This is a genomic window from Pseudomonas sp. BN411, assembly GCF_029871235.1.
Classification (GTDB): Bacteria; Pseudomonadota; Gammaproteobacteria; order Pseudomonadales; family Pseudomonadaceae; genus Metapseudomonas.
The window spans coordinates 24,122-50,876 of the sequence record NZ_SSOM01000086.1; the positions used below are offsets into that span (position 1 = coordinate 24,122).

Annotated in this window: 24 protein-coding genes; 12 read left to right on the plus strand and 12 right to left on the minus strand. The window is 64.3% G+C overall.

What is annotated here, in order from left to right:
- Positions 1 to 3,084 (plus strand): efflux RND transporter permease subunit, encoded by a 3,084-nt coding sequence (locus tag E8F06_RS28340; protein WP_280372478.1) that lies wholly within the window; start codon positions 1 to 3, stop codon positions 3,082 to 3,084.
- Positions 3,085 to 3,381: 297 nt separating this feature from the next.
- Here the strand turns inward: E8F06_RS28340 and E8F06_RS28345 are convergent, their stop codons facing one another.
- Both E8F06_RS28345 and E8F06_RS28350 read right to left on the minus strand, forming a co-directional pair.
- Positions 3,382 to 4,119 (minus strand): thioredoxin family protein, encoded by a 738-nt coding sequence (locus E8F06_RS28345; RefSeq protein WP_280372479.1) that lies wholly within the window; start codon positions 4,117 to 4,119, stop codon positions 3,382 to 3,384.
- Positions 4,120 to 4,227: 108 nt separating this feature from the next.
- A complete protein-coding gene (locus tag E8F06_RS28350; RefSeq protein WP_280372480.1) occupies positions 4,228 to 5,241 on the minus strand; it encodes an AraC family transcriptional regulator in 1,014 nt (337 codons plus the stop codon).
- Between the two features lie 702 nt (positions 5,242 to 5,943).
- On the opposite strand from E8F06_RS28350, the gene antA reads away from it, so the two are divergent.
- The 10 genes from antA (at position 5,944) to E8F06_RS28400 (ending at position 16,141) form a co-directional block, all read left to right on the plus strand.
- Complete coding sequence (antA, locus tag E8F06_RS28355) at positions 5,944 to 7,338, plus strand: anthranilate 1,2-dioxygenase large subunit (RefSeq protein WP_179059298.1); 1,395 nt, start codon at positions 5,944 to 5,946, stop codon at positions 7,336 to 7,338.
- Positions 7,335 to 7,826, plus strand: coding sequence for an anthranilate 1,2-dioxygenase small subunit (antB, locus tag E8F06_RS28360; RefSeq protein WP_280372481.1), 492 nt, complete (start codon positions 7,335 to 7,337; stop codon positions 7,824 to 7,826). Before antA ends, antB begins: the two co-directional genes overlap by 4 nt.
- Positions 7,827 to 7,845: 19 nt before the next feature.
- Positions 7,846 to 8,871, plus strand: a complete 1,026-nt coding sequence (antC, locus tag E8F06_RS28365) for an anthranilate 1,2-dioxygenase electron transfer component AntC (RefSeq protein ID WP_280372482.1) — start codon at positions 7,846 to 7,848, stop codon at positions 8,869 to 8,871.
- Between the two features lie 242 nt (positions 8,872 to 9,113).
- Complete coding sequence (locus tag E8F06_RS28370; RefSeq protein ID WP_280372483.1) at positions 9,114 to 10,277, plus strand: ABC transporter substrate-binding protein; 1,164 nt, start codon at positions 9,114 to 9,116, stop codon at positions 10,275 to 10,277.
- Between the two features lie 61 nt (positions 10,278 to 10,338).
- A complete protein-coding gene (locus E8F06_RS28375; RefSeq protein WP_179059302.1) occupies positions 10,339 to 11,250 on the plus strand; it encodes a branched-chain amino acid ABC transporter permease in 912 nt (303 codons plus the stop codon).
- 10 nt (positions 11,251 to 11,260) lie between these two features.
- Positions 11,261 to 12,280 carry a branched-chain amino acid ABC transporter permease gene (locus E8F06_RS28380; protein WP_280372484.1) on the plus strand — a complete coding sequence of 340 codons (1,020 nt, stop codon included), beginning with the start codon at positions 11,261 to 11,263 and terminating at the stop codon, positions 12,278 to 12,280.
- Entirely contained in the window at positions 12,277 to 13,026 is a 750-nt protein-coding gene (locus E8F06_RS28385; protein ID WP_280372485.1) for an ABC transporter ATP-binding protein, read from the plus strand. Before E8F06_RS28380 ends, E8F06_RS28385 begins: the two co-directional genes overlap by 4 nt.
- Positions 13,019 to 13,708, plus strand: a complete 690-nt coding sequence (locus E8F06_RS28390) for an ABC transporter ATP-binding protein (RefSeq protein ID WP_280372486.1) — start codon at positions 13,019 to 13,021, stop codon at positions 13,706 to 13,708. The genes E8F06_RS28385 and E8F06_RS28390 overlap by 8 nt, the downstream gene beginning before the upstream one ends.
- 133 nt (positions 13,709 to 13,841) lie before the next feature.
- Positions 13,842 to 15,095 (plus strand): OprD family porin, encoded by a 1,254-nt coding sequence (locus tag E8F06_RS28395; protein WP_280372487.1) that lies wholly within the window; start codon positions 13,842 to 13,844, stop codon positions 15,093 to 15,095.
- A gap of 182 nt (positions 15,096 to 15,277) precedes the next feature.
- Positions 15,278 to 16,141, plus strand: coding sequence for a methyl-accepting chemotaxis protein (locus tag E8F06_RS28400; RefSeq protein ID WP_280372488.1), 864 nt, complete (start codon positions 15,278 to 15,280; stop codon positions 16,139 to 16,141).
- 142 nt (positions 16,142 to 16,283) lie between these two features.
- On the opposite strand, the gene E8F06_RS28405 is transcribed toward E8F06_RS28400, so the two are convergent.
- The 4 genes from E8F06_RS28405 to E8F06_RS28420 all read right to left on the minus strand — a co-directional run bounded on the left by E8F06_RS28405 (position 16,284) and on the right by E8F06_RS28420 (position 19,911).
- Positions 16,284 to 17,147 carry an alpha/beta hydrolase gene (locus E8F06_RS28405; protein WP_280372489.1) on the minus strand — a complete coding sequence of 288 codons (864 nt, stop codon included), beginning with the start codon at positions 17,145 to 17,147 and terminating at the stop codon, positions 16,284 to 16,286.
- 370 nt (positions 17,148 to 17,517) lie between these two features.
- The gene (gene catA / locus E8F06_RS28410; RefSeq protein WP_280372490.1) at positions 17,518 to 18,444 is read right to left on the minus strand and encodes a catechol 1,2-dioxygenase; all 927 of its coding nucleotides are present in this window, start codon (positions 18,442 to 18,444) and stop codon (positions 17,518 to 17,520) included.
- A 39-nt stretch (positions 18,445 to 18,483) separates the two neighbouring features.
- Complete coding sequence (catC, locus tag E8F06_RS28415) at positions 18,484 to 18,774, minus strand: muconolactone Delta-isomerase (RefSeq protein WP_028628792.1); 291 nt, start codon at positions 18,772 to 18,774, stop codon at positions 18,484 to 18,486.
- A gap of 15 nt (positions 18,775 to 18,789) precedes the next feature.
- The gene (locus E8F06_RS28420) at positions 18,790 to 19,911 is read right to left on the minus strand and encodes a muconate cycloisomerase family protein (protein ID WP_179059390.1); all 1,122 of its coding nucleotides are present in this window, start codon (positions 19,909 to 19,911) and stop codon (positions 18,790 to 18,792) included.
- 135 nt (positions 19,912 to 20,046) lie between these two features.
- Between E8F06_RS28420 and E8F06_RS28425 the strand changes: the two genes are divergently transcribed.
- Positions 20,047 to 20,931, plus strand: a complete 885-nt coding sequence (locus E8F06_RS28425) for a LysR family transcriptional regulator (protein WP_280372491.1) — start codon at positions 20,047 to 20,049, stop codon at positions 20,929 to 20,931.
- 396 nt (positions 20,932 to 21,327) lie between these two features.
- Here E8F06_RS28425 and E8F06_RS28430 read toward each other — a convergent pair whose 3' ends face one another.
- The 6 genes from E8F06_RS28430 to E8F06_RS28455 form a co-directional block, all read right to left on the minus strand.
- A complete protein-coding gene (locus E8F06_RS28430) occupies positions 21,328 to 21,951 on the minus strand; it encodes an NIPSNAP family protein (protein WP_280372492.1) in 624 nt (207 codons plus the stop codon).
- 59 nt (positions 21,952 to 22,010) lie between these two features.
- Positions 22,011 to 23,288, minus strand: a complete 1,278-nt coding sequence (locus E8F06_RS28435; RefSeq protein ID WP_280372493.1) for an OprD family porin — start codon at positions 23,286 to 23,288, stop codon at positions 22,011 to 22,013.
- Between the two features lie 390 nt (positions 23,289 to 23,678).
- On the minus strand, positions 23,679 to 24,179 hold the full coding sequence (locus E8F06_RS28440; RefSeq protein ID WP_179059311.1) for a flavin reductase: 501 nt from the start codon (positions 24,177 to 24,179) through the stop codon (positions 23,679 to 23,681).
- 18 nt (positions 24,180 to 24,197) lie between these two features.
- Entirely contained in the window at positions 24,198 to 25,157 is a 960-nt protein-coding gene (locus E8F06_RS28445) for a PDR/VanB family oxidoreductase (protein ID WP_280372494.1), read from the minus strand.
- Between the two features lie 223 nt (positions 25,158 to 25,380).
- Positions 25,381 to 26,121, minus strand: a complete 741-nt coding sequence (locus E8F06_RS28450) for an SDR family NAD(P)-dependent oxidoreductase (protein WP_280372495.1) — start codon at positions 26,119 to 26,121, stop codon at positions 25,381 to 25,383.
- 153 nt (positions 26,122 to 26,274) lie between these two features.
- Positions 26,275 to 26,751 (minus strand): aromatic-ring-hydroxylating dioxygenase subunit beta, encoded by a 477-nt coding sequence (locus E8F06_RS28455; RefSeq protein ID WP_280372496.1) that lies wholly within the window; start codon positions 26,749 to 26,751, stop codon positions 26,275 to 26,277.
- Between the last annotated feature and the right edge of the window lie 4 nt (positions 26,752 to 26,755).

Below are 26,755 nucleotides of genomic sequence, written 5' to 3' on the forward strand. Positions count from 1 at the left end.
ATGAGCCGCTTCAACCTTTCTGCCTTCGCGGTGCGCAATCGGGCGGTGACCCTCTTCCTGATCATCGCCACCCTGGTCGCCGGCGCCATCGCCTTCAACAAGCTGGGCCGTGCCGAGGACCCGTCCTTCACGGTCAAGACCATGACCATCACCGCCGCCTGGCCGGGCGCTACCGCACGTGAAATGCAGGAACAGGTGGCGGACCGCCTGGAAAAGCGCCTGCAGGAACTGGACTTCTACGACCGGGTGGAAACCATCGCCCAGCCCGGCTTCGTCTCGATGAAGCTGCAGTACCAGGACTCCACCCGGCCGGGCGACATCCAGCAGCTCTTCTACCAGACCCGCAAGAAGCTCTCCGACGAAGCCAAACGCTTGCCGCAAGGCGTGGTGGGCCCCTTCTTCAATGACGAATATTCGGACGTCTACTTCGCCCTCTACGCGCTGGAGGCCGACCAACTGCCGCACCGCCAACTGGTGCAGATGGCCGAGGACCTGCGCCAGAGCCTGCTCAACCTGCCCGGCGTGAAGAAGGTCAACATCCTCGGCGAACAGGCCCAGCGCATCTTCGTCGAGTTTTCCTACCAACGCCTGGCCACCCTCGGCCTGAAACCCGAACAGATCTTCGAAGCCCTGGGCAAGCAGAACGGCGTGGCGCCGGCAGGCTTCGTCGAAACCAGCGGCCCACGCGCCTACATCCGTCTGGATGGCGCCTTCGACAGCCTGAAGCTGATCGAGAACGTACCGATCAACGCCAACGGCAAGCTGCTGCGCATCGCCGACGTGGCCACGGTCAAGCGCGGCTACGAGGACCCGCCGAGCTACCGCATCCGCCACCAGGGCGAACCGGCGCTGATGCTGGGCGTGATCATGGAACCGCACTTCAACGGCCTTGAACTGGACAAGTCCCTCCAGGCCGAGGAAGACCGCATCCACGCCGGACTGCCCTTGGGCGTGACGTTCGACAAGGTCTCCGATCAGGCCGAGAAAATCCGCATCGCGGTGAACGAGTTCATGATCAAGTTCTTCGTTGCCCTCGGCGTGGTGATGCTGATCAGCCTGCTGGCCCTGGGCTTCCGCGTCGGCCTGGTGGTAACCGCCGCCGTGCCGCTGACCCTGTCCATCGTCTTCGTGATCATGCTGATGACTGGGCGCGAGTTCGACCGGATCACCCTCGGCGCGCTGATCCTCTCCCTGGGCCTGCTGGTGGACGACGCCATCATCGCCATCGAGATGATGGTGGTGAAGCTGGAGGAAGGCCTCGACCGCATCCAGGCCGCCACCTTCGCCTGGACCTCCACCGCCGCGCCCATGCTCACCGGCACCCTGGTGACCGTCATCGGCTTCCTGCCGGTGGGCTTCGCCAAGTCCGGCGCGGGCGAGTACGCCGGCAACATCTTCTGGATCGTCGGCTTCGCCCTGCTCGCCTCCTGGGTGGTGGCGGTGTTCTTCACACCCTACCTGGGGGTGAAGCTGCTGCCGAAGATCCAACCCGTCGCCGGTGGCCATGAAGCGCTCTACGCCACCCGCCTCTACCAGCGCCTGCGCGCCCTGGTCACCTGGTGCGTAAACCACCGCAAGACCGTCGCTGCGCTGGTGGTGGCGGCGTTCGTCGCCAGCGGCCTGGGCATGGGCATCGTGAAGAAGCAGTTCTTCCCCAACTCCGACCGTTCGGAACTGCTGGTGGAGGTCTACATGCCGCCGGGCAGCGCCTTCAAGGCCACCGAATCCGTGGTCGCCCAGGTGGAGAAAGCCCTGTTGGAAGAACCCCAGACCAAACTGGTCAACGCTTATGTGGGCGGCGGCGCTCCGCGCTTCTTCCTCTCCCTGAACCCCGAACTGCCGGACCCGGCCTTCGCCAAGATCATCGTGCAGACCGCCGACTCCAAGGCCCGCGATGCCCTGCGGGAACGCATGCAGGCGCGCATCGCCGCCGGCGAATTCCCCTCGGCACGGGTGCGCGTCACCCAACTGGTATTCGGCCCGCCGGTGCCGTTCCCGGTGGTGTTCCGCGTATCCGGTCCCAACCTCGACCAGCTGCGGCAGATCAGCGAAGAGGTGCGTGCCGTGGTCGCCGCCAACGCCATGACTCGCGACACCTTCATCGACTGGGGTGAGCGCAGCAGCTCCTATCGCCTGGTGCTGGACCAGGACCGCCTGCGCCTGCTCGGCTTCACCCCCAATGAGGTGAAAAGCCAGCTCAACGCCCTGCTCACTGGCAACCCGGTGACCGAAGTGCGCGAGGGCACCCGCACCGTGGCCGTGACGGTCCGTGCGCAGAACACCCAGCGGGAAAACCTCGGCGGTATCGAGGGCCTGACCATTACCAACGCCGCCGGCGTCTCGGTGCCGCTGGAACAGGTGGGCCGCTTCCAGCCGCTGATGGAAGAGCCCATCCTCAAGCGCCGCGACCGCGAGCTGACCTTCGAAGTACGCGCCGACATCATCAAGGGCACCCAGCCGCCGGATGTGGAAAAGGCCGTGTACGCCGACCTGCAACCGCTGATCGCCAAGCTGCCACCAGGCTACAAGGTGACCATCGGCGGCCCGGTGGAAGAAAGCGCCAAGGCCAACAAGGCGCTGGCCGTGCTGTTCCCGGTGATGATCCTGCTGACCCTGGTGGTGATCATGTTCCAGGTGCGTTCCTTCAGCCGGATGTTCATGGTCTTCGCCACGGCGCCCCTGGGCCTGATCGGCGCCATGCCGGCGCTGCTGTTTTTCAACCAGCCCTTTGGCTTCAACGCCATCCTGGCGCTGATCGGCATCGGCGGCATCCTGATGCGCAACACGCTGATCTTCACCGACCAGATCGACCAGGAACTGGCCCACGGCCGCCCCCTGCGCGAGGCCATCATCGAAGCCACCGTCCGCCGCGCCCGCCCGGTGCTGCTCACTGCCCTGGCTGCTGCGCTGGCGTTCATCCCGCTGACCTTCTCGGTGTTCTGGTCATCCCTGGCCTATGTGCTGATTGGCGGCGTGCTGGTGGGTACAGTGTTGACCCTGCTGTTCCTGCCGGCACTGTGTGCGCTGGTGTTGCGGCCTGTAGGGGCGAATTCATTCGCCAAGGGCAACGCAGTTGCCCCCTGACACTCCCCAGGGCAGGCCTTCGGTCTGCCTAGCGAATGAATTCGCCCCCACAAAAAAGCGGTGCCTCAATGGTCGAGCACGGCGCTGGACGTGACTTCTCTGTAGGGGCGAATTCATTCGCCAAGGGCAACGCAGTTGCCCCCTGACACTCCCAGGGCAGGCCTTCGGCCTGCTTGGCGAATGAATTCGCCCCCACAAAAAAAGCGGTGCCTCAATGGTCGAGCGCCGCGGCTGAAGGTGACTCCCCTGTGGGGGCGATTTCAATCGCTATGCGGACCGCAGGTTCGCCCAACCCAATCACTCCGCGCAGCAGCTATGCACCTTGGCCGGCTCATCCTCATAGCGGTCGTGGTAGGTCATCCAGTCCATGATCTCCTGCTCGTCCCGCCCCTTGGGCAGCAGGTCGAGGAAGTTGTAGGCGCCCACCAGCAGGTCCAGGCCACGGGCGTAGGTGGAGTAGGTGTGGAAAATCTCCCCCGCGTCGTTGCGATAGAACACGCTGAGCCCCGGCATGTCCTCGCCCGGGTCCTTGCTGGTGCCGTAGTTGTAGCGGGCGGTGCCGGCGGCGATGTCCTCGGGCCGGGCGGCCACGCCGAAGTCCTGGTTGAAGGAGCTGCCCTGGGACGACACCCACTTGAACTTCCAGCCCATGCGCTTGCGGAAGGCCTGGAACTCCTGCAAGGGCGCACGGGAAACGCAGAGTAGCGTCACATCGTGGTGCTTGAGGTGCTGGTTGGGCCCGTCGATGTGGTCGGCGAGGAAGGAGCAGCCGGGGCAACCTTCCTTCCAGTTGGGGCCGAACATGAAGTGGTAGACGACCAGGGTGCTGCGCCCGTCGAACAGGTCGGCCAGGGTTTCCCAACCGTCCGGTCCCTCGAAGGCGTAGACCTGCTCGATTCGAACCCAGGGCAGCGCCCGCCGCTCGGCGCTGAGCCGGTCGCGTTCACGGGTGAAGGCCTTTTCCTTGCGCAACAGCTCCTCGCGGGCATGCAGCCATTCTTCGCGGGAAACCACGGGGTGTTTGTCGATTTTCATGTCGCACTCTCCTGAACCTGACGGAAATGAGGGACTCGCCCCTGGTAGTCGTCTGATTTCAGGACCGTTCGACAATCACCCGTGCATTTCTCGACAGGCGGCAGTGCTTCAGAGAGAACGCCCGCGCCGCTCCTCCAGGCGCTGGATGGTCATGCTCGGGGTTTCGTCGAACAGCTTGCGGTACTCGCTGGCGAAGCGGCCGAGATGGTTGAAGCCCCAGCCCATGGCGATCACCGAGATATTCCGGGCGCTGCGGTCTTCCAGCAGTTCCTGGCGCACGGCGGTCAGGCGGTGCTTCTTCAGGTAGGCCATGGGCGATTGGCCGAAATATCGCTTGAAGCCCTCGAACAGCTTGAAGCGCGACACGCCGGCGGCCCGCTCGATGTCTTCCAGGCAGATCTCTTCGCGAGCATGGACATGGATGAAGTCCCGCGCCCGCACCAGGTAATGGGGCAACTTGATCTCCAGCCGTCCGCGCAACTCCTCCGAATAATTGTTCGGCTGCGCCAGGATCAGCCCCTTGATCAGCGCGCTTTCCAGGTCGCGGGTGAAGAACAGCTGGCCGTAGAGGTCACGGCTGCGCTCCAGCTCGTCGATCAGGTGCCGCGCCATGCGCCACCAGGACGCCGCAGCGCCCTCCACCGCGTTCATCTCCGCCTGGAAGCTCAACGGTGTGTCCACGCTGCGCTGCAGAAGGTCCTCCAGGGTCTGCTGCATGGCGGCGCGGGGAATGGCCACCTGCAACTTGTGGCAGTCACCGGCGATGGTGAGTTCCTGGAACTCGTGGGGCGACACGATCACCCCCCAGTCGCGATCCGAACGCAGGAGGTGCCCGGACTTGACCAGCTCCTGTTCACCGGCCAGCGGCAGGCTGAGGCTGTAGCAATTGAGGTTCATCTCGTCGCCGACACCGATGGTGACGTCCGTGCCGTACTCGACGTAGCCCATCGTCGTCGACATCGAGGGCAGCACGTTTCCGCTGTGATGGAACTGGATCCGCTCGGGCTTTGCAGCCTTCAGGTGGTGAGGGCCGCAGATGTTCGACATCCAGGAGCGCGCCCCGGCGAGGTCGTAGCGATCGGCGGAAATGTCTCGGAATTGATGGTTCTTCGTACTCATCACGCGGCACCCAAAACGGCTTCTGGAGATGCGCACTCTGCGGCGCGTCAACATGGACAAGGCAAGCTCCGTGCCACGCCCCTGCGGTCCGTCGCGATTCGAAACAAAAGGATAGCATTGTCGAAGTTCGTGGATACCCGCCTCTGTCTGGAGGGCCCGTCAGGCCTGTTCCAGAGCGATTCGCCGCCCCAGTACGGAGCAACCCGCCTCGCCACGGCGCAGCGTGGCAAAAACGCTTCGGATACCCCCTGGCAGGGTCCTGCCCCCGCCTCGCGAGCGAGCCGATGCCCCTTTGGAATCACGGGTGTTACCGCCATTGACCGGACACCGCACCGAAGACGCCGAAGTCGAAGCCTGCGGACAGCCTTCGCCAACTTTCCGGATAGCGCGCCAGACGCCCTTCTGCTAGCCGCGCGAAAAAGCGTTACCCCGCATCGCAGACCGTTACTGCGGCCTCGGGCGGCACGGCGAGGGCGAATTTCAATCCGCTCCGGCACCTGTTGGCCATCCGCTTTTTCGGCGAAAGCTATCCGCTTATTCAGGCTGCCAGAAATCCTTTGAAAGCCCCGTCACCCGGGACTTTCAAGGACCCGGTGAGCCGTCAAAATTTTCGGCGTTTCTTCGCCAACCAAGCGGATAGACCAGCCGACCCGCGGCTCCTTCTAATGGCCTCCACTGATTCACCCGATGTGGAAGGTGCCACCCATGAATACTTCGAATAAGAACGTTGCGCAGTGGAGAGAGTACGTCAGCGGCTGCCTGGACTTCCGTCCGGAAGAAGGCGTGTACCGCATTGCCCGCGACATGTTCACCGAGCCGGAACTGTTCGACCTGGAGATGGAGCTGATCTTCGAGAAGAACTGGATCTACGCCTGCCACGAGAGCGAGATCCCCAATGCCCACGACTTCATGACCCTGCGCGCCGGCCGCCAGCCGATGATCATCACCCGTGACGGCAACGGCCAGCTGAACGCGCTGATCAACGCCTGCCAGCATCGTGGCGCCACCCTCACCCGCGTCGGCAAGGGCAACCAGTCCACCTTCACCTGCCCCTTCCACGCCTGGTGCTACAAGAGCGATGGCCGCCTGGTGAAGGTCAAGGCACCGGGCGAGTACCCGGAAGGTTTCGACAAGGCCACCCGTGGCCTGAAGAAGGCACGCATCGAGAGCTACAAGGGCTTCGTCTTCATCAGCCTCGATGTCGCAGGCACCGACAGCCTCGAAGACTTCCTCGGCGACGCCAAGGTGTTCTTCGACATGATGGTCGCCCAGTCGCCCACCGGTGAGCTGGAAGTCCTGCCCGGCAAGTCCACCTACACCTTCGACGGCAACTGGAAGCTGCAGAACGAGAACGGCCTGGACGGCTATCACGTCAGCACCGTGCACTACAACTACGTGGCCACCGTGCAGCACCGCCAGCAGGTCAACGCCAGCAAGGGCAGCGCCGGCAGCACCCTGGACTACAGCAAGCTGGGGGCCGGCGACACCGAAACCGACGACGGCTGGTTCTCCTTCAACAACGGCCACAGCGTGCTGTTCAGCGACATGCCCAACCCCACCGTGCGCCCCGGTTACGCCACCGTGATGCCGCGCCTGGTCGAGGAGCACGGTCAGGGCAAGGCGGAGTGGATGATGCACCGCCTGCGCAACCTGAATATCTACCCCAGCCTGTTCTTCATGGACCAGATCAGCTCGCAGCTGCGCATCGTGCGTCCGCTGGCCTGGAACAAGACCGAGATCATCAGCCAGTGCATCGGCGTGAAAGGCGAATCCGACGCCGATCGCGAAAGCCGCATCCGCCAGTTCGAGGACTTCTTCAACGTCTCCGGCATGGGCACCCCCGACGACCTGGTGGAGTTCCGCGAACAGCAGCGCGGTTTCCAGGGCCGCCTGGAACGCTGGAGCGACATCTCCCGCGGCTACGGCAAGTGGGTCACCGGCGCCACGTCGAACAGCCAGACCCTGGGCATCGCCCCGGTGATGACCGGCACCGAATTCACCCATGAAGGCCTGTACGTGAACCAGCACGCCAACTGGCAGCGCTTCCTGCTCCAGGGCCTGGACCAGAAAGCCCTGAAACTGCAGGAGGTGCAGGCATGAACCAGCAGCTGCAATACCAGATCGAGCAATTTCTCTACGCAAAATCTGCCCTGTGCGACGCCCAGGACTGGGACGCCTACTTGGACCTGTTCGACGAGCAGTGCGAGTACCACCTGCCGCAGTGGGAGTCCGAGCACCAGTACACCACCGACCCGAAGCGCGGCATGTCGCTGATCTACTACAGCAACCGTTCGGGCCTGGAAGACCGCGTGTTCCGCATCCGCACCGGCAAGGCCGCCTCGACCATCCCGATGCCGCGCACCCTGCACCAGATCAGCAACGTGCGCGTCAAGGAGCGCGATGACGGCCAACTGGAAGTGAAGGCCAACTGGCACACCCTGTACTTCCGCCTGGGCCAGAGCGAGCAGTTCTTCGGCCACGCGACCTACCACCTCAAGCCCGTGGGTGAGAGCTGGAAGATCACCCGCAAGCACATGGTCCTGCTCAACGACACCATCAACTCGGTGCTCGATTTCTACCACCTCTGATTGCCCGGATGTACGCGCCATGAACCACAAGGTCGCCTTCAGTTTTGCCGATGGCAAAACCCTGTTCTTCCCCGTGCAGGGCAACGAGATCCTTCTCGATGCCGCCCTGCGCAACGGCATCAACATTCCGCTGGACTGCCGCGAGGGCGTCTGCGGCACCTGCATGGGCCGCTGCGAGTCCGGCCGCTACGCCATGGACTACGTGGACGAGGAGGCCTTGTCGGCCAAGGACCTGGAGCAGCGCAAGATGCTCACCTGCCAGACCCGCGTGCAGTCCGATGCGTCCTTCTACTTCGACTTCGACTCCGCCCTCTGCGGCGCGTCGAAGACGGTGCAGGAGCGCGGCATCGTCACCTTCGTGGAGCAGGTCTCGCCGACCACCGCCATCCTCCATCTGGATGCCGGTGTCGACGGCCAGCAGCTGGACTTCCTGCCGGGGCAGTACGCCCGCCTGCAGGTGCCGGGCACGGACTCGAATCGCTCCTACTCCTTCGCCAACCGGCCGAATGCGGAGAACAAGCTGCAATTCCTCATCCGCCTGCTGCCCGATGGAGTGATGAGCAACTACATCCGCGAGCGCTGCAAGGTGGGTGACGAAATCCGCTTCGAAGCCCCGCTGGGTGCTTTCTACATGCGCCACATCGAGAAGCCGCTGCTGCTGGTAGCCGGCGGCACCGGCCTCTCGGCCTTCCTCGGCATGCTCGACGAAATCGCCGAACGCGGCGGCTGCGGCCAACCTGTACACCTGTTCTACGGCGTGCGCCAGGTGGCGGACCTCTGCGAGCTGGAGCGCATCCAGGGCTACGCCGAGCGCATCCCAGGCTTCAGCTTCACGCCGGTGATCAGCGACGAAGGCCAGGACTGGAACGGCAAGCGCGGCTACGTCCCCGAGCATTTCGATGCAGCGGCCCTGCGCGAAGCCCCCTTCGACATGTACCTCTGCGGCCCGCCGCCGATGGTCGAGTCGGTGAAGACCTGGCTCACGGAGAACGGCATCGACAACGGCCACCTGTATTTCGAGAAGTTCACCGAGAGCAATACCTGACCGCTTCGTAGGATGGCGCGGGCGGCGTTCCGCTAGAGCGAAGCGAAACCCATCACCACATCGATGGGTTTCGCAGGCTCTACCCATCCTACGGGGTGGCGAATGCGCGATGCGTTCGCGAGCAAGCTCGCTCCTACGGCGGCACACAAAACAACAAACACGCTCCACCCGCTTCACCAACTGCCCAAACAACAACTATGCAGGCCGAGTCACGACGGCACTGCGCAACCAAGGCGGTAACCATGAAAAAAACCCTGAACCTTGCGATGCTCGGGGCCGCGCTGGCCTCTTCCCTCCCCGTCCTGGCACAGGACCCTGTGCGCATCGGCTTCATCACCACCCTCTCCACCCCCGCTGGCTACCTGGGCGAAGACGCCCGCGACGCCTTCCGCCTGGCCATGGACCAGGAAGGCGGCAAGCTCGGCGGCGTGCCAGTGGAACTGGTGGTGGAGGACGACGGCCTGCAGCCCGCCAAAGGCAAGCAGATCATCGACCGCATGAGCCTCGACGGCATCTCGCTCTACACCGGGGTGATGTTCTCCAACGTCCTCGCCGCCGTGGTCAACGGCGCCACCCAGGGCGACCGCTTCTACATCAGCACCAACGCCGCGCCCTCCAACCTGGCCGGCGCGCAGTGCAAGCCCCACTACTTCGCCGCCTCCTACCAGAACGACGTACCCCACGAGATGGCCGGCGTCGCCGCCAACGACCTGGGCTACAAGAAGATGGTCATCCTCGCCCCCAACTACCAGGCCGGCCGCGATGCCCTGGCGGGGTTCAAGCGCACCTTCAAGGGCGAGGTCACCGAGATCTACACCAAGCTCAACCAGCTGGACTTCTCCGTGGAGCTGGCGCGCATCCGCTCGCTGAACCCGGACGCGGTGTTCCAGTTCCATCCGGGCGGCGGCGGCATCAACTTCGCCAAGCAGTACGGCAGCTCGGGCCTGGCCAAGAGCATCCCGATGGTGGTGCCGGTGTTCTCCATGGACGAACGCATGCTCGCCGCCACCGGCAACGTGGCCGAGGGCGTCAACGTGGTCAGCGGCTGGAACCCGCAGTCCGACAACCCGGCCAACCAGGCCTTCGTCAAGGCGTTCACCGAGAAGTACAACCGCGCGCCCACCATGTACGCCGCCCAGGGCTACGACACCGCGCGCCTGATCGGCTCCGCCCTCAAGGCCACCAACGGCGACATCAAGAACGCTGAAGCCTTCCGCAGCGCCCTGCGTGATGCCCGTTTCGACTCGGTGCGTGGCGAATTCCGCTTCGGCAGCAACCAGCACGCCGTGATCGACTGGCACCTGCTCAAGGTCCAGGCCGGCGCCGACGGCAAGCTCACGGAAGTGCCGGTGAAGACCATCGCCAAGGCCCAGGTGGACAGTTACGCGGCCCAGTGCGCGCTCTGATCCCGACCTGAACCGCCAGCCCGCCGGCCACCCCGGCGGGCCATCACCGCAGGACTTCGCCATGCTGTTGCTCGAACAACTTCTCAACGGCCTGCAGTACAGCGCCCTGCTGTTTCTGCTCGCCTCCGGCCTGACGCTGATCTTCGGCATCATGGGTGTCATCAACCTGGCCCACGGCGCCTTCTACATGGTCGGTGCGTTCTGCGCCGCCTACACCGCCATCGCCAGCGGCTCCTTCTGGCTCGGCGGCCTCGCTGCCCTGGCCGGTGCCGCGCTCTATGGCCTGGTGATCGAGACCGGGATCATCCGCCGCCTCTACAACCGCGACCACCTCGACCAGGTGCTGGCGACGCTGGCCGTGGTGTTCTTCAGCAACGAGCTGATCACCCTGCTGTTCGGCCGCAGCCCGCCGGCCATGCCGACACCGGACTGGTACAACACCTTCGTCGAAGTGCTGCCCGGCCTGATGTACCCGGTCAGCCGCCTGCTGTTCATCGGCGCCGGCCTGCTGGTGGCCCTCGGCATGTGGCTGCTGATCAACCACACCCGCCTGGGCATGCTGATCCGCGCGGGTGCCGACGACCACGAGATGGTCGGTGCCCTTGGGGTCAACATCAGCCGCCTCTACACCCTGGTGTTCGTCTTTGGCTGCGTGCTCTGCGGCCTCGCCGGATTCATGGCGGCGCCGCTGCTCTCGGTGGAGATCGGCATGGGCGAGAAGGTGCTGATCACCACCTTCGTGGTCATCGTCGTTGGCGGCGTGGGTTCGGTACGTGGCGCCCTGGTCGGTGCCCTGCTGATCGGCATGGTCGACAGCCTCGGCCGCGCCTACATCCCACCGCTGCTGGACCAGCTGCTGCCCGCCGACGTCAGCGGCGCACTGAGCGGCGGCCTGATTTCCGCCAGCGCCTACATCGTCATGGCCCTGGTGCTGCTGGTGCGTCCGCGCGGCCTGCTGCCGGCCCGTGCCTGAGGAGAATCCCATGTCCCGTCGACTGATTATCGACCTGGCCTGCCTGGCCACCTTCGCGCTGATGCCGCTGCTGGCGGCGCTGCTCGACGAACCCTTCCTGGTCAGCCTGTTCACCCGCCTGGCCATCTACGGCATGGCCGCCGCCAGCCTGGACCTGCTGATCGGCTACGGCGCCATGGTCAGCTTCGGCCACGCCGCCTTCTTCGGCCTGGGCGGCTACGTGGTCGGCATCATCGCCTTCCATACGTCCCAGGGCATGCCGCTGTGGGGCTGGGAAGGCAGCAACAGCGCATTGGTGGTCTGGCCGCTGGCCCTGCTCTGCTGCGCCCTGCTCGGCCTGGTGATGGGCTACCTGTCGCTGCGCACCACCGGCGTGCAGTTCATCATGATCACCCTGGCCTTCAGCCAGATGCTCTATTTCATCCTCGGTTCGCTGTCCCTCTACGGCGGCGACGACGGCATCCTGATGAACGAGCGCAACACGGTTCCGGGCCTCGACCTGAACGACACCAACCAGTTCTATTACCTCTGCGTCGGCCTGCTGGTGGCCTGGCTGCTGTTCTGCCGGCGCCTGGTGGGATCGCGATTCGGCTTCGTCCTGCGCGGCCTCAAGCAAAGTGAACGGCGCACCGTCAGCCTGGGGCTGAAACCCCTGCGCTATCGCCTCACCACCTTCGTCATCGCTGGCATCGGCGCCGGGCTGGCCGGCCTGCTCTGGGCCAACTACGCGCTGTTCGTCAGCCCCGACATGGCGTCCTGGCAGAAGTCCGGCGAGCTGATGGCCATGGTCATCCTCGGTGGCGTCGGCACCCTGCTCGGCCCGGTACTGGGTGCGGCCGTCTACCTCGGCCTGGAGCAACTGCTGAGCCTGTGGACCGAGCACTGGCTGCTGATCTTCGGCCCGCTCCTGCTGCTGGTGGTGTTGTTTGGCCGCCAGGGCATCTACGGCCTGCTGATGGCCCGTCAGCGGCCGCGCAAGCCCTCCGCCCAGCCCGCCCCTGTCGCCACCACCCGCGAGGTGCACCCATGAGCGCGCAACTGTCCATCCGTGGCCTGGAAAAGGCCTTCGGTGCGGTGAAGGCCACCAATGGCGCCAACCTGGAACTGGCCGCTGGCGAGCTGCACGCCATCATCGGCCCCAACGGTGCCGGAAAGTCGACGCTGATCTCGCAGATCGCCGGGGAAATCCGTCCGGACAAGGGGCAGATCCTCTTTGCTGGCAAGGACATCACCGATGTGCCCGCCCACGAACGCCCACGCCTGGGCCTGGCGCGGTCCTTCCAGGTCAGCCAGCTCTACCCGGACTTCAGCCTGCTGGAAAACGTCGCCGTGGCCATCGCCGCCCGCGAAGGCAAGAGCTTCGGCATGTGGAAGCCGCTGTCCCGCGACCGCAGCCTGCTGGACCCGGCGCGCGGCTACCTGGAGCAGGTCGGCCTCGGCCATCGCTCGGAGGACCGGGTGAGCGAACTGTCCCACGGCGAACGCCGCCAGCTGGAACTGGCCCTGGCGCTGGCCCAGGAAGCCTCGGTGCTGCTGCTGGACGAACCCATGGCCGGCATGGGCGCCGAGGAATCCGCGCGCATGACCGAGCTGCTCATGTCGCTCAAGGGGCGCTACGCCATTCTGCTGGTGGAACACGACATGGACGCGGTGTTCGCCCTGGCCGACCGCATCACCGTGCTGGTCTACGGCCAGACCATCCTCACCGGCTCCGTCGAAGAAGTCCGCAGCAACGCGCAGGTCCGCGCCGCCTACCTGGGGGAAGAATATGCTTGAAGTCAGTGGATTGCAGGCCGGCTACGGCCTGAGCCAGGTGCTGTTCGACATGCACCTGAAGATCGAACAGGGCGAAGTGGTGTCGCTGATCGGCCGCAATGGCATGGGCAAGACCACCACGGTGAAATCCATCATGGGCCTGCTCAAACCCAGCGCCGGGAACATCCGCATCCACGGCAAGGAGATGCGCGGCGCCACGCCCTACCGCATCGCCCAGGCCGGCCTCGGCCTGGTGCCGGAAGGCCGCCGCGCCTTCGGCACCCTGAGCGTGAAGGAGAACCTGCTGGCCACCGCCAGCAAGGGCGGCAAGTGGGACCTCAAGCGCATCTACGCCCTGTTCCCGCGCCTGGAGGAACGCCAGGAGCAACTGTCCAAGACCCTCTCCGGCGGCGAGCAGCAGATGCTGGTAGTGGGTCGCGCGCTGATGACCAACCCGCAGTTGCTGATCCTCGACGAAGCCACCGAAGGCCTCGCCCCGGTGATCCGCGAGACCATCTGGAACTGCCTGGCCACCCTCAAGGCCGAGGGCGAGACCATCCTGGTGATCGACAAGAACCTCAAGGAGATGGCGCGGGTGGTCGACCGCCATCACATCATCGAGAAGGGCCGCCAGGTCTGGCAGGGCACGCCAGCGGAGCTGTCGGCTGCCCCCGAGCTTTCGCACCGATACCTGGGCGTCTAGAGCACCGCCCCGACCCGCCCGGTCCGTCGTCACCACGGACCGGCAACCCCGACGCAACCCGCCTCCCGCCGGCTTCGCAAAAAGCCGGCGGCGGACGGTTGCGCCCAAAAACCAGAAGAAGAAGAGCCTTGCGATGATCTACAAGTCCCGTGCGTTACCCCTCCTTTTGAGCACCCTCCCCTTCAGCGCGCTGGCCGCGGAATCCGGTTTCATCGAGGACTCCACCGCCACCCTGCAGCTGCGCAACTACTACTTCAGCCGCGATTTCTCCGACATCGTCGGACCGAACAAACAGTCCAAGGCCGAGGAATGGGCCCAGGGCTTCATCCTCAACTTCAAGTCCGGTTACACGCCGGGAACCGTGGGCTTCGGCATCGACGCCATCGGCACCCTCGGTATCAAGCTCGACAGCAGCCCCGACCGGGTGAACACCGGCCTGCTGCCGGTGCAGGAAGACGGCGAGGCCGCCGACGACTACAGCCGCCTGGGCGTCGCCGGGAAGATGCGCGTTTCCAAAACCGAGCTGAAAGTCGGCGAGCTGCAACCCAACCTGCCGGTGCTGATGTTCAGCGATATCCGCCTGTTGCCGCCCAGCTACCAGGGCGCCAGCGTCACCTCCAGCGAGATCGCCGGGCTCACCCTGCAGGGCGGCCACCTGACCGGCACGAGCCTGCGCAACGAAGCCGGCGACGACAAGATCCAGGCCCAGATCGGCTACCAGCCGCAACGCCAGGCCTCCTCGGACGCGTTCAACTACGCGGGCGCGGATTACGCCTTCAACAGCAACCGAACCACAGTGGGCGCCTGGTATGCGCAACTGGAAGACATCTACGACCAGCGCCTGATCAGCCTGAAGCACGCCGAACCTGTGGGCGACTGGGTGCTGGGCGCCAATATGGGCTTCTACGATTCCAGCGAAGACGGCAAGAAGATGATCGGCGAGGTCGACAACCAGGCCTTCTACTCCCTGCTCTCGGCCAAGCGCGGCGGCCACACCTTCTTCATCGGCTACCAGGGCATGTACGGCGACCAGGGCTTCCCCAAGGTCTTCGCCAACATCACGCCGCTGGGCAACGAGGTCCCCACCTACGAGTTCGCCTCGGCGGATGAGCGCTCCTGGCAGGTGCGCCATGACTACGACTTCGCCGCCCTCGGCATCCCCGGCCTGACCACCACCCTGCGCTACATCAAGGGCGACAACGTCGACACCGGCAAGGGCTTCGAAGGCGAGGACTGGGAGCGTGACCTGGACATCGGCTACGTGATCCAGAGCGGCTCGCTCAAGGGCCTGGGCGTGCGCATCCGTAATGTCACCGCGCGTTCCAACTACCGCACCGACATCGACGAAAACCGCCTGATCCTCAACTATACCGTGGCACTGTTCTAAGACCGAGCGCCGAGGTCAGACCTCGGCACGGCCTGCTCCACCTGTGGGGGCGATTTCAATCGCGAAGCAGGCCGAAGGGCTGCCCTACGGAGGTTCGTTGGGGGCAGCTGCGCTGCCCTAAGCGAATGAATTCGCCCCCACAGGTAATTTCCCCCCAGTGCCTGCCCCGACAAGGAATCCCCATGCCCCGAAAATCCCTGGCCGCCCTGCTGCTCTGTCTCGGCGGCCTTTTCATGCTCGCCGCCTGGCTGCTGGCCAGCCCCTGGCCGTTGGTCCTGGCCGGTACCTGCACCTTATGGGGTGGGTTGCTCTATCACCATCTGCCTGCCCAGGTAGTCGAAGTGCCGGTGCTCCAGCCGATTCCAGAACCGCTGCCCGCGCCGTCACTCCCTGTGGAAAACCCGGTGGTGGCCGCGCCCACGCTGCCGTTCGATCAACTGCTGGCCCGCCTGGCCGACCTTGGCCTGGCGATTGCCGAAAGCGAGGCCGACATGCAGCAGGCCAACAGCCTGGCCCAGCAGGCGGGCGAGAACCTGCAACTCTCCACTCGCAGCATCGAGGATTCGAAAACGTCCATAGGTGAGCTGGGCGAGTACATGGTCCACATCACCGAGGTGTTCAACGATCTCAGCGACCAGTCGCAACGCATCGGTTCCATCGTCGGCAGCATCCAGGAGATCGCCAAGCAGACCAACCTGCTGGCCCTCAACGCCGCCATCGAGGCGGCACGCGCCGGCGAACAGGGCCGTGGATTCGCGGTGGTGGCGGAAGAAGTGCGTAACCTCGCCCGCCGCGCAAACGAAGCCAGCGAACAGATCAGGGAAATTGTCGGCGGCTTGCAGAACGCCTCGGAAAACGCACGCACCGGCCTGGCACAGGTGGATGGTTCGACGCGCTCCGGCCTGGAGAAATCCGCCATCGCCCTGCAGGCCCTGGCACAGATGAAGAGCGTCGCCGTGACGCGCTACGAAATCGTCCAGCGCATCATGCAGCGCCTGGACGAGAAGCAGCGGATCACCGGGCAATTGAGGGAGTTGCTGGGCTGAGGCGAACCAGCAGGGATAGGCACAGGTTTCTGTGGGCTGCTTTTCCTGTGGGGGCGAATTCATTCGCGATGCAGACCGCAGGTCTGCCATTGGGGGCACTGCGTGCCCCTCAGCGATTGAAATCGCCCCCACAAACGGTCCGCTACAACCCCATCAATTCGCATATCGCCCGATACAACGGCGTCCCCGGCTGCCCCAGCTCCAGCACCACGTCGAAATGGTTCCGACCAGGCGCTTCGACGAAGCGGCCCGGCAGCCCGCTCGCGCGCCAGGCCTCAAGGAAGTCATGGGACTGGCGAGCGAACTCCGCCGTTTCCAGCGCCCCGTAGCTGATCACCAGTTCCGCCCCCCGCGTCGGCAGATGGAAGGCCGGGCTGTTGCGGCGCGCCGCCATCTCGTCCATCCCCATCCAGCCGTTGATATGGGTCTCCAGCAGCGGCCGCAGGTCGAACAGCCCACTGATGGGAAGCGCACCGCACAGCACATTGCCCGGCACGCCGTAGCGCCCGTGCCAGTCGCCGGCCAGGAGCATTCCCGTGAGATGCCCGCCGGCAGAGCTGCCACTGGCATACAGCCGCTGCGGATCGCCGCCGTACTCGACGATATGCCGATGCAGCCAGGCCAGCGCGCGGCGGGTCTGGTCGACGATGTGATCGAGGCTCACGGCCGGAGCCAGGTCGTAGTCCAGGACCACCACGCAGGCGCCAGCGGTAGTCAAGGCCGGCGCCATGAACGCCGATTCGGCCTTGGACAACGCACGCCAATAGCCGCCGTGAATGAACAGCAGTACCGGGGCATCCCGCTGAACGGCCGGGAAGATATCCAGCCGCTCACCGGCTCCTGGCCCGTAGGACACATCCTTGAAGCACTTCAGCTTCGCGTGGGCTGCGTCGCTCAGCGCGCGGTACTGGCGCGGGTACTGGTCGAAGTCCTCGACGCTGGCGCGGGCGTTGTACTGCACGTCGTAGTAGGCGGCCAGTTCGGCCGGATCGCTGGGGCGGGTCATGGGCACCTCCGAGGGTTGTCCGTCGATTAGGCGGCATCCCGCGGGAGGGCGAAATCCGGATAGTCGGGGATGGTTATCCGGGGAGTTGGGGGGGCCGTTATTGGGGGGAAATCATTCATGAAAGGCCGAGCGCGGGGTCAACCACCCTCACCCCAACCCTCTCCCAAAGGGAGAGGGGGCTGTCCGTGCAGGATTGGTAGGGAGTGCCCAGCGCGAGTCATCCCTCTACCTCTGGGAGAGGGGCCGGGGGTGAGGGAGGCAGAGTTCGGCATTATCCCGAAAGTCGATATCAACCCACCGCCCATAAAAAAGCCGGCCAAACGGCCGGCTCAAAAGCGGGGGAACCAGCCTCCCCCGCCTAGTCGGTGACTCAGGCTTCAGCGCGAACGCGGTCGCGGATGTTCTCCTGCTCCTGGCTCGGAGCCGACTGCAGCTGGAAGTCGAAGTCGATTTCGGCGAAGCGGTCCACGGCGCCACGGGCGGCGGCAGCGGCGGCGTCTTCGGTGAAGCGGATCTCACCCACCAGGCCATCGCGGGTGGCGTAGGCGAAGTCGTCCCACAGGTATTCGTCGCCCGACAGGTTGATCTGAGTGGTCAGGTGACGGTAGCCCGGTGCGGAGATGAAGAAGTGGATGTGCGCCGGACGATTGCCGTGGCGGCCCAGGTGGTTCAGCACTTCCTGGGTGGTGCCATCCGGCGGGCAGCCGTAGCCGGACGGCACGATGCTGCGGGCGCGGTAGCGGCCTTCGGCGTCGGTGACGATACGGCGACGCAGGTTGTAGTCCGACTGGGTGGTGTCGAAGTAGGAATAGGTGCCCTTGGTGTTGGCGTGCCACAGGTCAACCACCGCACCAGCGATCGGCTTGCCATCGGCGTCTTTTACCTGGCCCTGGAGGAACATCACGGTACCGGCGTCGGTGCCGTCGTCCATGCGGGTCTCGCCTTCGGACAGCGGCGCGCCGGCCACGTACAGCGGGCCCTCGATGGTGCGCGGAGTGCCGCCGGTCAGGCCGGCCTGCTCGTCCTGGGCATCCAGCAGCAGGTCCAGGTAGTGCTCCAGGCCGAGGCCGGCAACCAGCAGGCCGGCCTCACCACGGGCGCCCATGCGGTTGAAGTAGTCCACCGCTTTCCAGAACTCTTCGGTGGTGACTTCCAGGTCTTCGATGATCTTGATGGAGTCGACCAGGATGCGGTTCACCAGCTTCTTCATGCGCTGGCTGCCCTGGTCGTTGTTGAATCCGCTGACTTCCTGGAAGAACTTCTGGACGCTTTCGTTGCTGGACAGTTTGATAGTCATGGCTATTTCCTCATCTTGTTGTTATCGGGCGCGAATCGATCAGCGATCGTCTTCGTGAATCGATGACGGGTGGCGGCAGAGACCGTCCACCTCAATCTCCATGTAGGGGAAGAGCGGCAGCTGCATCAGGGTGTCGTGCAGTTCTTCAACACTGGCGAGGTCGAAGACGCTGTAGTTGGCGTAGTGGCCGGCGATGCGCCACAGGTGACGCCACTTGCCCTCGCGCTGCAGGCGCTGGGCCAGTTCTTTCTCGTCGGCCTTGAGCTTGGCAGCCTTGGCCGGGTCCATGTCGACCGGGAGTTTCACGGTCATCTTCACGTGGAACAGCATGGAAAGGTCTCCTGTTTACTTGCGGCGGAAGAACGCCAAGCGCTCTTCGTCCAGGGCCAGGCCAAGGCCCGGGGTACGCGGCACGTGCAGCTGGAAGTCGCGGTAGACCGGCGCTTCGCTGACGATTTCCTCGGTCAGCAGCAGCGGCCCGAACAGCTCGGTGTGCCAGGTCAGTTGCTTCAGGGTGACGAAGGCATGGGCCGACGCCAGGGTACCGATGGAGCCTTCGAGCATGGTGCCGCCGTACAGGGCGATACCGGCCGCTTCGGCGATCTGCGCGGTGCGCAGCACGGCACGCGGACCACCGTTCTTGGCGATCTTCAGGGCGAAGATGCTGGCGGCGCCGTCGGCGGCCAGGCTGAAGGCGTCTTCGACGCTTTCGATGGATTCGTCGGCCATGATCGGCGCCGGGCTGCGCTGGTTCAGGCGCACCTGGCCGGAACGGTTGATACGCGAGATCGGTTGCTCGATCAGGTCGATGCCATTGTCACCGAGAATGCGGCAGGCACGCAGGGCGACGGACTCGTCCCAGGCCTGGTTCACATCGACACGCACGCTGGCGTTGTCGCCCAGGGCTTGCTTGATGGCAATCACGTGCTTGAGGTCGCGGTTCACTTCGCCCGCGCCGATCTTCAGCTTGAAGATGCGGTGGCGGCGGATTTCCAGCATGTGCTCGGCTTCGGCGATGTCCTTGGCGGTGTCGCCGCTGGCCAGGGTCCAGGCCACTTCCAGGCCGTCACGCACGCGGCCACCGAGCAGCTCGCTCACCGGCAGGCCGAGGCGCTTGCCCTGGGCATCCAGCAGCGCGCTTTCCAGGCCGGACTTGGCGAAGGTGTTGCCCTTGGCAGCCTTGTCCAGGCGCAGCATGGCGGCGTTGATGTTGTTGGCGTCCTGGCCGATCAGTAGCGGAGCGAGGTGGCTGTCGATGTTCTGCTTGATGCTTTCCGGGCTCTCGTTGCCGTAGGCCAGGCCACCGATGGTGGTGGACTCGCCGAGGCCTTCGATGCCATCGGAGCAGCGCAGGCGAATCACCACCAGCGTCTGGTTCTGCATGGTGTGCATGGCCAGCTTGTGCGGGCGGATGGTCGGCAGGTCGACGATGATCGTCTCGACGCTTTCGATCAGGACTTGGCTCACTTCAATACCCATCAGGTTCGTTTCATCTGGTCCCGATAGTGGCCGCGACAAATCGCGGGGTCCAATATAGAGTTTGTCTAGCACGATACCCACAGGGTATCGAATACCTCGCACAGCCACCGCCCCGGAGTCACCATGGAGCTTCGCCATCTGCGCTACTTCCAGGCGCTTGCCGAAACCCTCAATTTCACCCGTGCCGCCGAGCGTCTGCACATTGCTCAACCCCCACTGAGCCGCCAGATCCAGCAGCTCGAGGAGGAACTCGGGGTGGCCTTGCTGGACCGTGGAAGACCCCTGCGCCTGACCGAAGCCGGACGCTTCTTCCACGAGCATTCCCGCACCCTGCTCGAGCAACTGGGCAAGGTTTGTGACAATACCCGCCGCATTGGGTCGGGGGAAAAAGCCTGGCTCGGCATCGGCTTCGCACCCTCCACCCTCTACGGTGTTCTACCCGACCTGATCCGCCGCCTGCGCAGCGATGCCGGCCTGGAGCTGGGCCTTTCCGAGATGACCACCCTGCAACAGGTGGAAGCCCTCAAAGCCGGCCGCATCGATGTCGGCTTCGGCCGCATCCACATCAACGATCCGGCCATCCAGCAAGAGGTGCTCACCCTCGACCCGCTGGTAGCCGCCCTGCCCGCCGGACACCCGCTGCTGCCTGGCCCGGTGAGCCTCACCGATCTCGCCCAGGAGCCTTTCGTGCTCTATCCGGGCAACCCGCGGCCGAGCTACGCCGACCATGTGTTGTCACTGTTCGCCGCCTATGGCCTGCAGATCGAAGTGGCGCAATGGACCAACGAACTGCAGACCGCCATCGGCCTGGTCGCCGCCGGCATCGGCATCACCCTGGTGCCGGCATCGGTGCAAGTGCTGCACCGCATCGACATCGGCTATGCCAGCCTGCAGGAAGCCCAGGCCACCTCGCCCATCATCATCAGCCGCCGCGTGGGTGACGCATCGCCGGCACTGACCCATTGCCTGGCGCTCATCGAAGAGCTGGCCGAGGGGCATATCGGCTGAACAGCGGACACCTTGTGGGGGCGTACCTGCTCTTCCGTAGGGTGGATCACGCTTCATCGATCCACCGTCCGCGGCTCACCCGGACTCCATTGGTGGATGTAAAAAGCGACATCCACCCTACGGGGCAGCTGCGCTGCCCATAGCGAATGAATTCGCCCCCACAACAAGCCTGCATTCCCTGGCACGTTCGTAGGGTGGATCACGCTTTATCGATCCACCGTCCGTGGCTCATCCGGGCTCCATTGGTGGATGTAAAGAGCGACATCTACCCTACGGGGCAGCTGCGCTGCCCTTGGCGAATGAATTCGCCCCCACAAAAAAGCGACCGCCCCCACCGCAAGAAAAAAAGCCCGCAAAGGAGTGGAACGGGCTGAGGTAAAGCTAAAAAGGATTCGCCTACCGCAAGGGCGAGAACTTTGCCGGCAGGTAGACGGTGGAATGCATTTCCCGCAGTTGCGGCCCGGAGTTCTCCGGCGGCCAGACGCCGTCCTCCACTGCCCGCGTGCGCACGTCGAGGCGCTGTTCCAGGGTCGTGTAGGGCCAGATGTGCAGGTAGCGCGGCGTGCGACCATCGGTGGCGTAGAAGGCCGCGTAGACCTGTGAATAACTTTCCGTGGTGCGCGGTCCGACGGCTTTCTTCCAGCCTTCCAGGGTGGGCGTCAGGCCGGAGGGAATCAGGTTGTATTCACGCAGTTCGTAGAAGGGCCCATGGGCACCCGGCGCCAGGGGTTCGAGGAAGGGGAACAGCGTGTAGTTCTCCACCTTCATGTCGAGCATGAATTCTTCGATACCGAAGGCATCCCGTGCCTGCAGGAAGCGCTCGCGCTCGGTCTGGCGGGCATTCTCGTCGGCGAAGCCACGCAGTACGGCGATCTGGTTCAGCGGACCGATTTCCGAGGCCCAGCAGCCCATCAGGGTGCAGCCCGGCGCCGCCTCGGCCAGGGTGGATTCCAGGCGCGCCAGCGCTGCAGCCGGGGTGCGCACGCGCAGGGTGAAGGTGATGAGTTCGTAGAGTCGCATCGGGGTCTCGCTGCCAGGTTTGAAAAAGGGGCCGACCATCTTCAGCCGGCCCCGTTGGCTCAGAACTTGAAGGTGTAGGTGGTGATCAGGCGGTTCTCCTGATAGTCCGGCCCGGAGGCAGTGCCAGTGCCGAAGCGGGTCTTGACGTCGATGTTGCGCCACTCGAGGCCCACACCCTTGAGCGGACCGCTCTGCACCACGTAGCTGAGGAAGAAGTTGCGTTCGCTCTCCACGTTCTGGTCCAGGGCGTTGTTGCCACGGTCAATGCCGGTGCCTCGCAGGTAGCGCGTCATCAGCTTGAGGCCGGGCACGCCGTAGGCGGCGAAGTCGAGGTCATAGCGCAGCTGCCAGGAGCTTTCGTTCGGCTTGATGAAGCCGACGGTGGACCAGTTCACCAGGTAAGGCTGGGGCGCGAAGCCGTTCAGCGTCGGGAAGACACTCTCGCCGAGCATGCGCTGGTAGCCGACGCCGATGGCGTGGGCGCCCTTGCGCACGGTGGTCATGGCGCCGTAGGAGTGGTTGTCGATATCGCCGTAGAGCGCCTTGCCGTCTTCGCTGTTGTCGAAGTAGCGCAGGTCGGTCTTCAGGCCGTAACCGCCCCCAAGATCGGCGTTGTGGGTCACGCCCAGGTAGTGCTGCTGGTAGATGTCTTCCAGCTGGCCGTAGAAGTAGCTGGCATTCAGCGCGGGGCTGAACGCGTAGGTAGCGCCGCCGAAGTTCAGGCCATCGCTGCGACGTTTGATGTCCGGGCCGTTGAACAGGTACATCTTCTCGCGGCCGGACGATTCGCGGCTGCTGATCTCGGTGAAGCGCCCGCCGGTGAGGGTGAGTTTGTCCACCTCGCGGGATTCCAGCAGGAAACCGTGGTAGGTGGTGATCAGCTGGCGGGTGTCGTCGTAGAAGGCCACCGGCAGCATCGGGCGGTGCTCACCCACCTTCAGCTCGGTCTTCGAATAACGCATCTTGCCGGTCAGCGCGGCGCGGCCATATTCGTGGGCCTGCTCTCCCTTGCTGTCATCGTAGGGAATGATGGTGTCCGGGCCGCGGCCACCGCCGCCATCTAGGCGGAAAGCATATTGCCCGGAAACATCCAGACCGAACTGCACAGTGCCTTCGGTATATCCGGAGATAGCGCGGAAGTCGAAACCCTGGGTCCAACTTCCGAGACGCGATTTCGGCGCACCTTCCTGTTTGAAGTCACGATCGATATAGAAGTTACGCAGGCCAAGGCTGATTTGCCGATCCTTCACGAAGTCCGCCTGGGCAGACATCGGCATGAGCATCCCCATCAGGCCTGCGGCAGCTACGCCGCTGGCCAGCCAGCTTTTCTGAAACATGGAAGTAATCCTTTCTTACATGTGCATGCAAGGCACATCGAGTGGGAGCAGATTAATTAGCAAGAAGTGCAACTTCGGCAGTTAATCCACACTGTTGTTTTTATAACCACTTACTGCAAAAAAGTTGTAGCAAGGCCCGCCACCCGAACATGTACGGGCGCCCTCGATTTCTAGTTATGGGTAAACCTTTTAAACGGATGAATTACAACTTCATCCGACATTCCGGAATGACTCCGAAATTCTTTTCAACACCGCGCGTTGGGCTTCGCGTAGCTCAGCCACAACCTACGAAGTTCGCCGTAGGAGCCAGCTTGCTGGCGAACACCCCCGCGACGATCTTTCGCGAGCAAGAACTCGGCGTCCCCCTCGCTCCTACATGACCAACCCAAATCAGCAGGCCGAGCGCGAGGCGTCTCCCAGGCGGTGGTAGGCGCGGTTGAAATACACCAGGCCTTCCTGGTTCTTGCCGTGGCGGATGCCCAGCACCTCGCAGTAGAAGATGGTGTGCGAGCCCACTTCATGGGCCTGGGCGATGCGGCAGTCGAAGCTCACCAGGGCATCGTCCAACAACGGCGAACCACTCTCCAGGGTGCTCCAGCTGGCGCGGGCGAAGCGCTGATCGGAGTCCAGTTCGCGGTTGGCGAACACGGCGGAAATCTCTTTCAGCTCGGCGGTCAGCACGTTCACGCTGAGCACACCGTTCTGCTTGAAGTGGCCGTTGGCGAACGAAGAGCGGTTCATGCACACCAGCAGCGTCGGCGGCTGGTCGGTGACGCTGCACACCGCTGAAGCGGTGAAGCCCCAGCGGCCCGCCGCGCCATCGGTGGTGATGACTGAAACGGCGCCGCCCAGCAGCGCCATGGCATTACGGAATCCATTGGTATCGACCATGGTCTTGCCCCTCTGCTGTCAGATGTCCAGCACCAGTTTGTTCGACTTGGCTCGCGAGCAGCAGACCAGGATCTGGTCGTTGGCGGCCTTCTCTTCATCGGTCAGGTAGACGTCGCGGTGGTCCGGTTCGCCTTCCAGCACGTCGCACAGGCAAGTCCCGCAGACGCCCTGCTCGCAGGAAATCTCGATCTTGATGCCCACACCGGCCAGCGCATCGACAATGCTCTGACCCTCGGCCACCTGCACGGTCTTGCCGCTGCGCGAAGCGACGACTTCGAAGCTTTCGCCACTGGCGTCCACTTCCACCTGGAAGTACTCGCGGTGGATATGATCGTCGGCGTAACCGGCCTTGCGCGCCTCGGCGATCACCCAGTCCATGAACCCGGCCGGGCCGCAGACATAGACGTGAACGTCGTCGGCCGGCTGACCCAGCACGGCGGGCAGGTCGAGCTTCTGCGCAGCGTCTTCGTCGTCGAAGTGGGTACGCACACAGGCCGCGAAATCGGCGCTTTCCAGCTCTTCGAGGAAGGCAGTACGGCTGCGCGAACGGCCGCAGTAGTGCAGCTCGAAGGCGCTGTCCTTCGCGGTCAGTTCGTGGGCCATGGCGATCATCGGGGTGATGCCGATGCCACCGCCGATGAGGATGGAACGGCTCGCGCCGCTAGCCAGCGGGAAGAGGTTGCGCGGTGCGCCGATGGCGACCTCGCTGCCTTCCTGCAGCAGTTCGTGGACCGCGACCGAACCACCACGGGAAGCTGGATCACGCAGCACGCCAAGGCGGTAGACGGAGGCGTTGGCCGGGTCACCGCAAAGGGAGTACTGGCGCACCAGGCCGGATTTCAGGTGGATATCCACATGGGCACCGGCCTCGAACGCCGGCAGGGGTTTGCCCGACGGGTCGGCGAGGTCGAGGATCACTACGCCCTCGCCCTGCTCCACCCGCTTGCGGACCACCAGATTCAACACTTGCTCACTCATACCGGCCTTCCCGCACCCTCGTAGGTGCTGATTGTTCTGTTTCGTTGTTACTTGCCGCACTGCACGCACGACATCATTTGGAATCGTCTGATTCAGGGGCTTCCGAGCTAGGTCGAAGCGAGGCGAAAGGGCCTGAGAAAGCGGAATTTACGACTGTAAATGAGCATTTCGAAGGCACTTTCAACGCTGCTTCCCCGACGCGCAGCTGACCCTGGACAGACGATCAGCGCATGAACAGCCCACCGTTCACATCCCAGGTCGCCCCGGTGGTGAAGTAGGCTTCCGGACGCGCCAACTGCACCACCAGATCGCCGAGGAAATCGGCATCGCCCAGGCGCTTGACCGGGATGTTGGCCAGCAGCCCTTCCATGCGCTCGGCCGGCACCGCTGCGCGCACCGCCGGGGATTCGATCGGACCCGGAGCGATGGCATTGACGGTGACGCCGCCCACCGCCAGCTCCTTGGCGAAGATCTTGGTCAGGGTGACGATGGCGCCCTTGGACGCGGCGTAGTGCGCACCCGTGGCGGTGCCGCCGTTCTGTCCGGCCAGGGACGCCATGTTGACGATCCGCCCGTAGCCGGCCGCCGCCATGTGCGCACCGAACACCTGGCAGCCGACGAAGACGCTGCGGGTGTTGAGGCTGAGGACGCGGTCGAACTCTTCGGGGCTGATCTGCATGACCGGGGTGGTCATGGTCATGGCGGCGTTGTTCACCACCACGTGCAGGGCGCCGAAGCGTTCCAGGGTCGCTGCCAGCGCCAGCTCGAAGTCGGCCTTGCTGGCCACGTCGAGCTTCAGCGCCAGACTGCGCTCGCCACTGGGGTCGAGCCTGTCGGCGGCGGCCTGGGCGCCTTCCAGCGACAGGTCGGTGATCACCACCGCGTAACCGGCTGCGAACAGGCGGCTGGCGATGGCGAGGCCGAGGCCCTGCGCGGCGCCGGTGACGAGTGCAATCTGGCTCATGGCGCGCTCCCCAGGGTCGATCCATGGGCTCGCGAGCTAGAGCGAGACAAGGAAGAAATGGCTGAGAGAGCGGAGTTTACGTGCCGTAAATGAGCATCTCGAAGCCATTGATGACGCGGTATCGCCGACGCGCAGCAGCTCATGGGTCGGCCCTCAGAGGATGTAGCCGATACCGGCTAGGGTATCGGTGGAGTTGATCAGCTGGATCAGCTTGCGCTGGATCTTGAAGCACTCGCCTTCGCGCTTGAGCTGGAAGGTGATGTCGGCGGTGTAGTGCTTGAGCACGTCCTTGCGGAACTCCCTCAGGTTCTGCGCGCAGCGCACGGTCACCACGTCGCCTTCCTCACCCAGCACGCGGAAGCGCGACAGGGCACGCACGGTGCGGGCGCGCGGGCTGGTGGAGATGGACTCGCCGCCGATCAGGCGCTGCACGCGCAGCTGACGCATATGGTGGTCGTCGTAGGCGTAGTTCAGGGTGTTCTCGAAGTCGGTCTCGTTCGGATCGATCGGGATGATGTAGGTGCCCTTGTCGGTCCACAGGTTCAACCAGGCATCGAAGTCGCCGTGGTCGAGCATGTCCGCTTCCTGCCAGATGAAGGCACTGACGTGGTTGAGCAATTCAAGGTTCATGTTT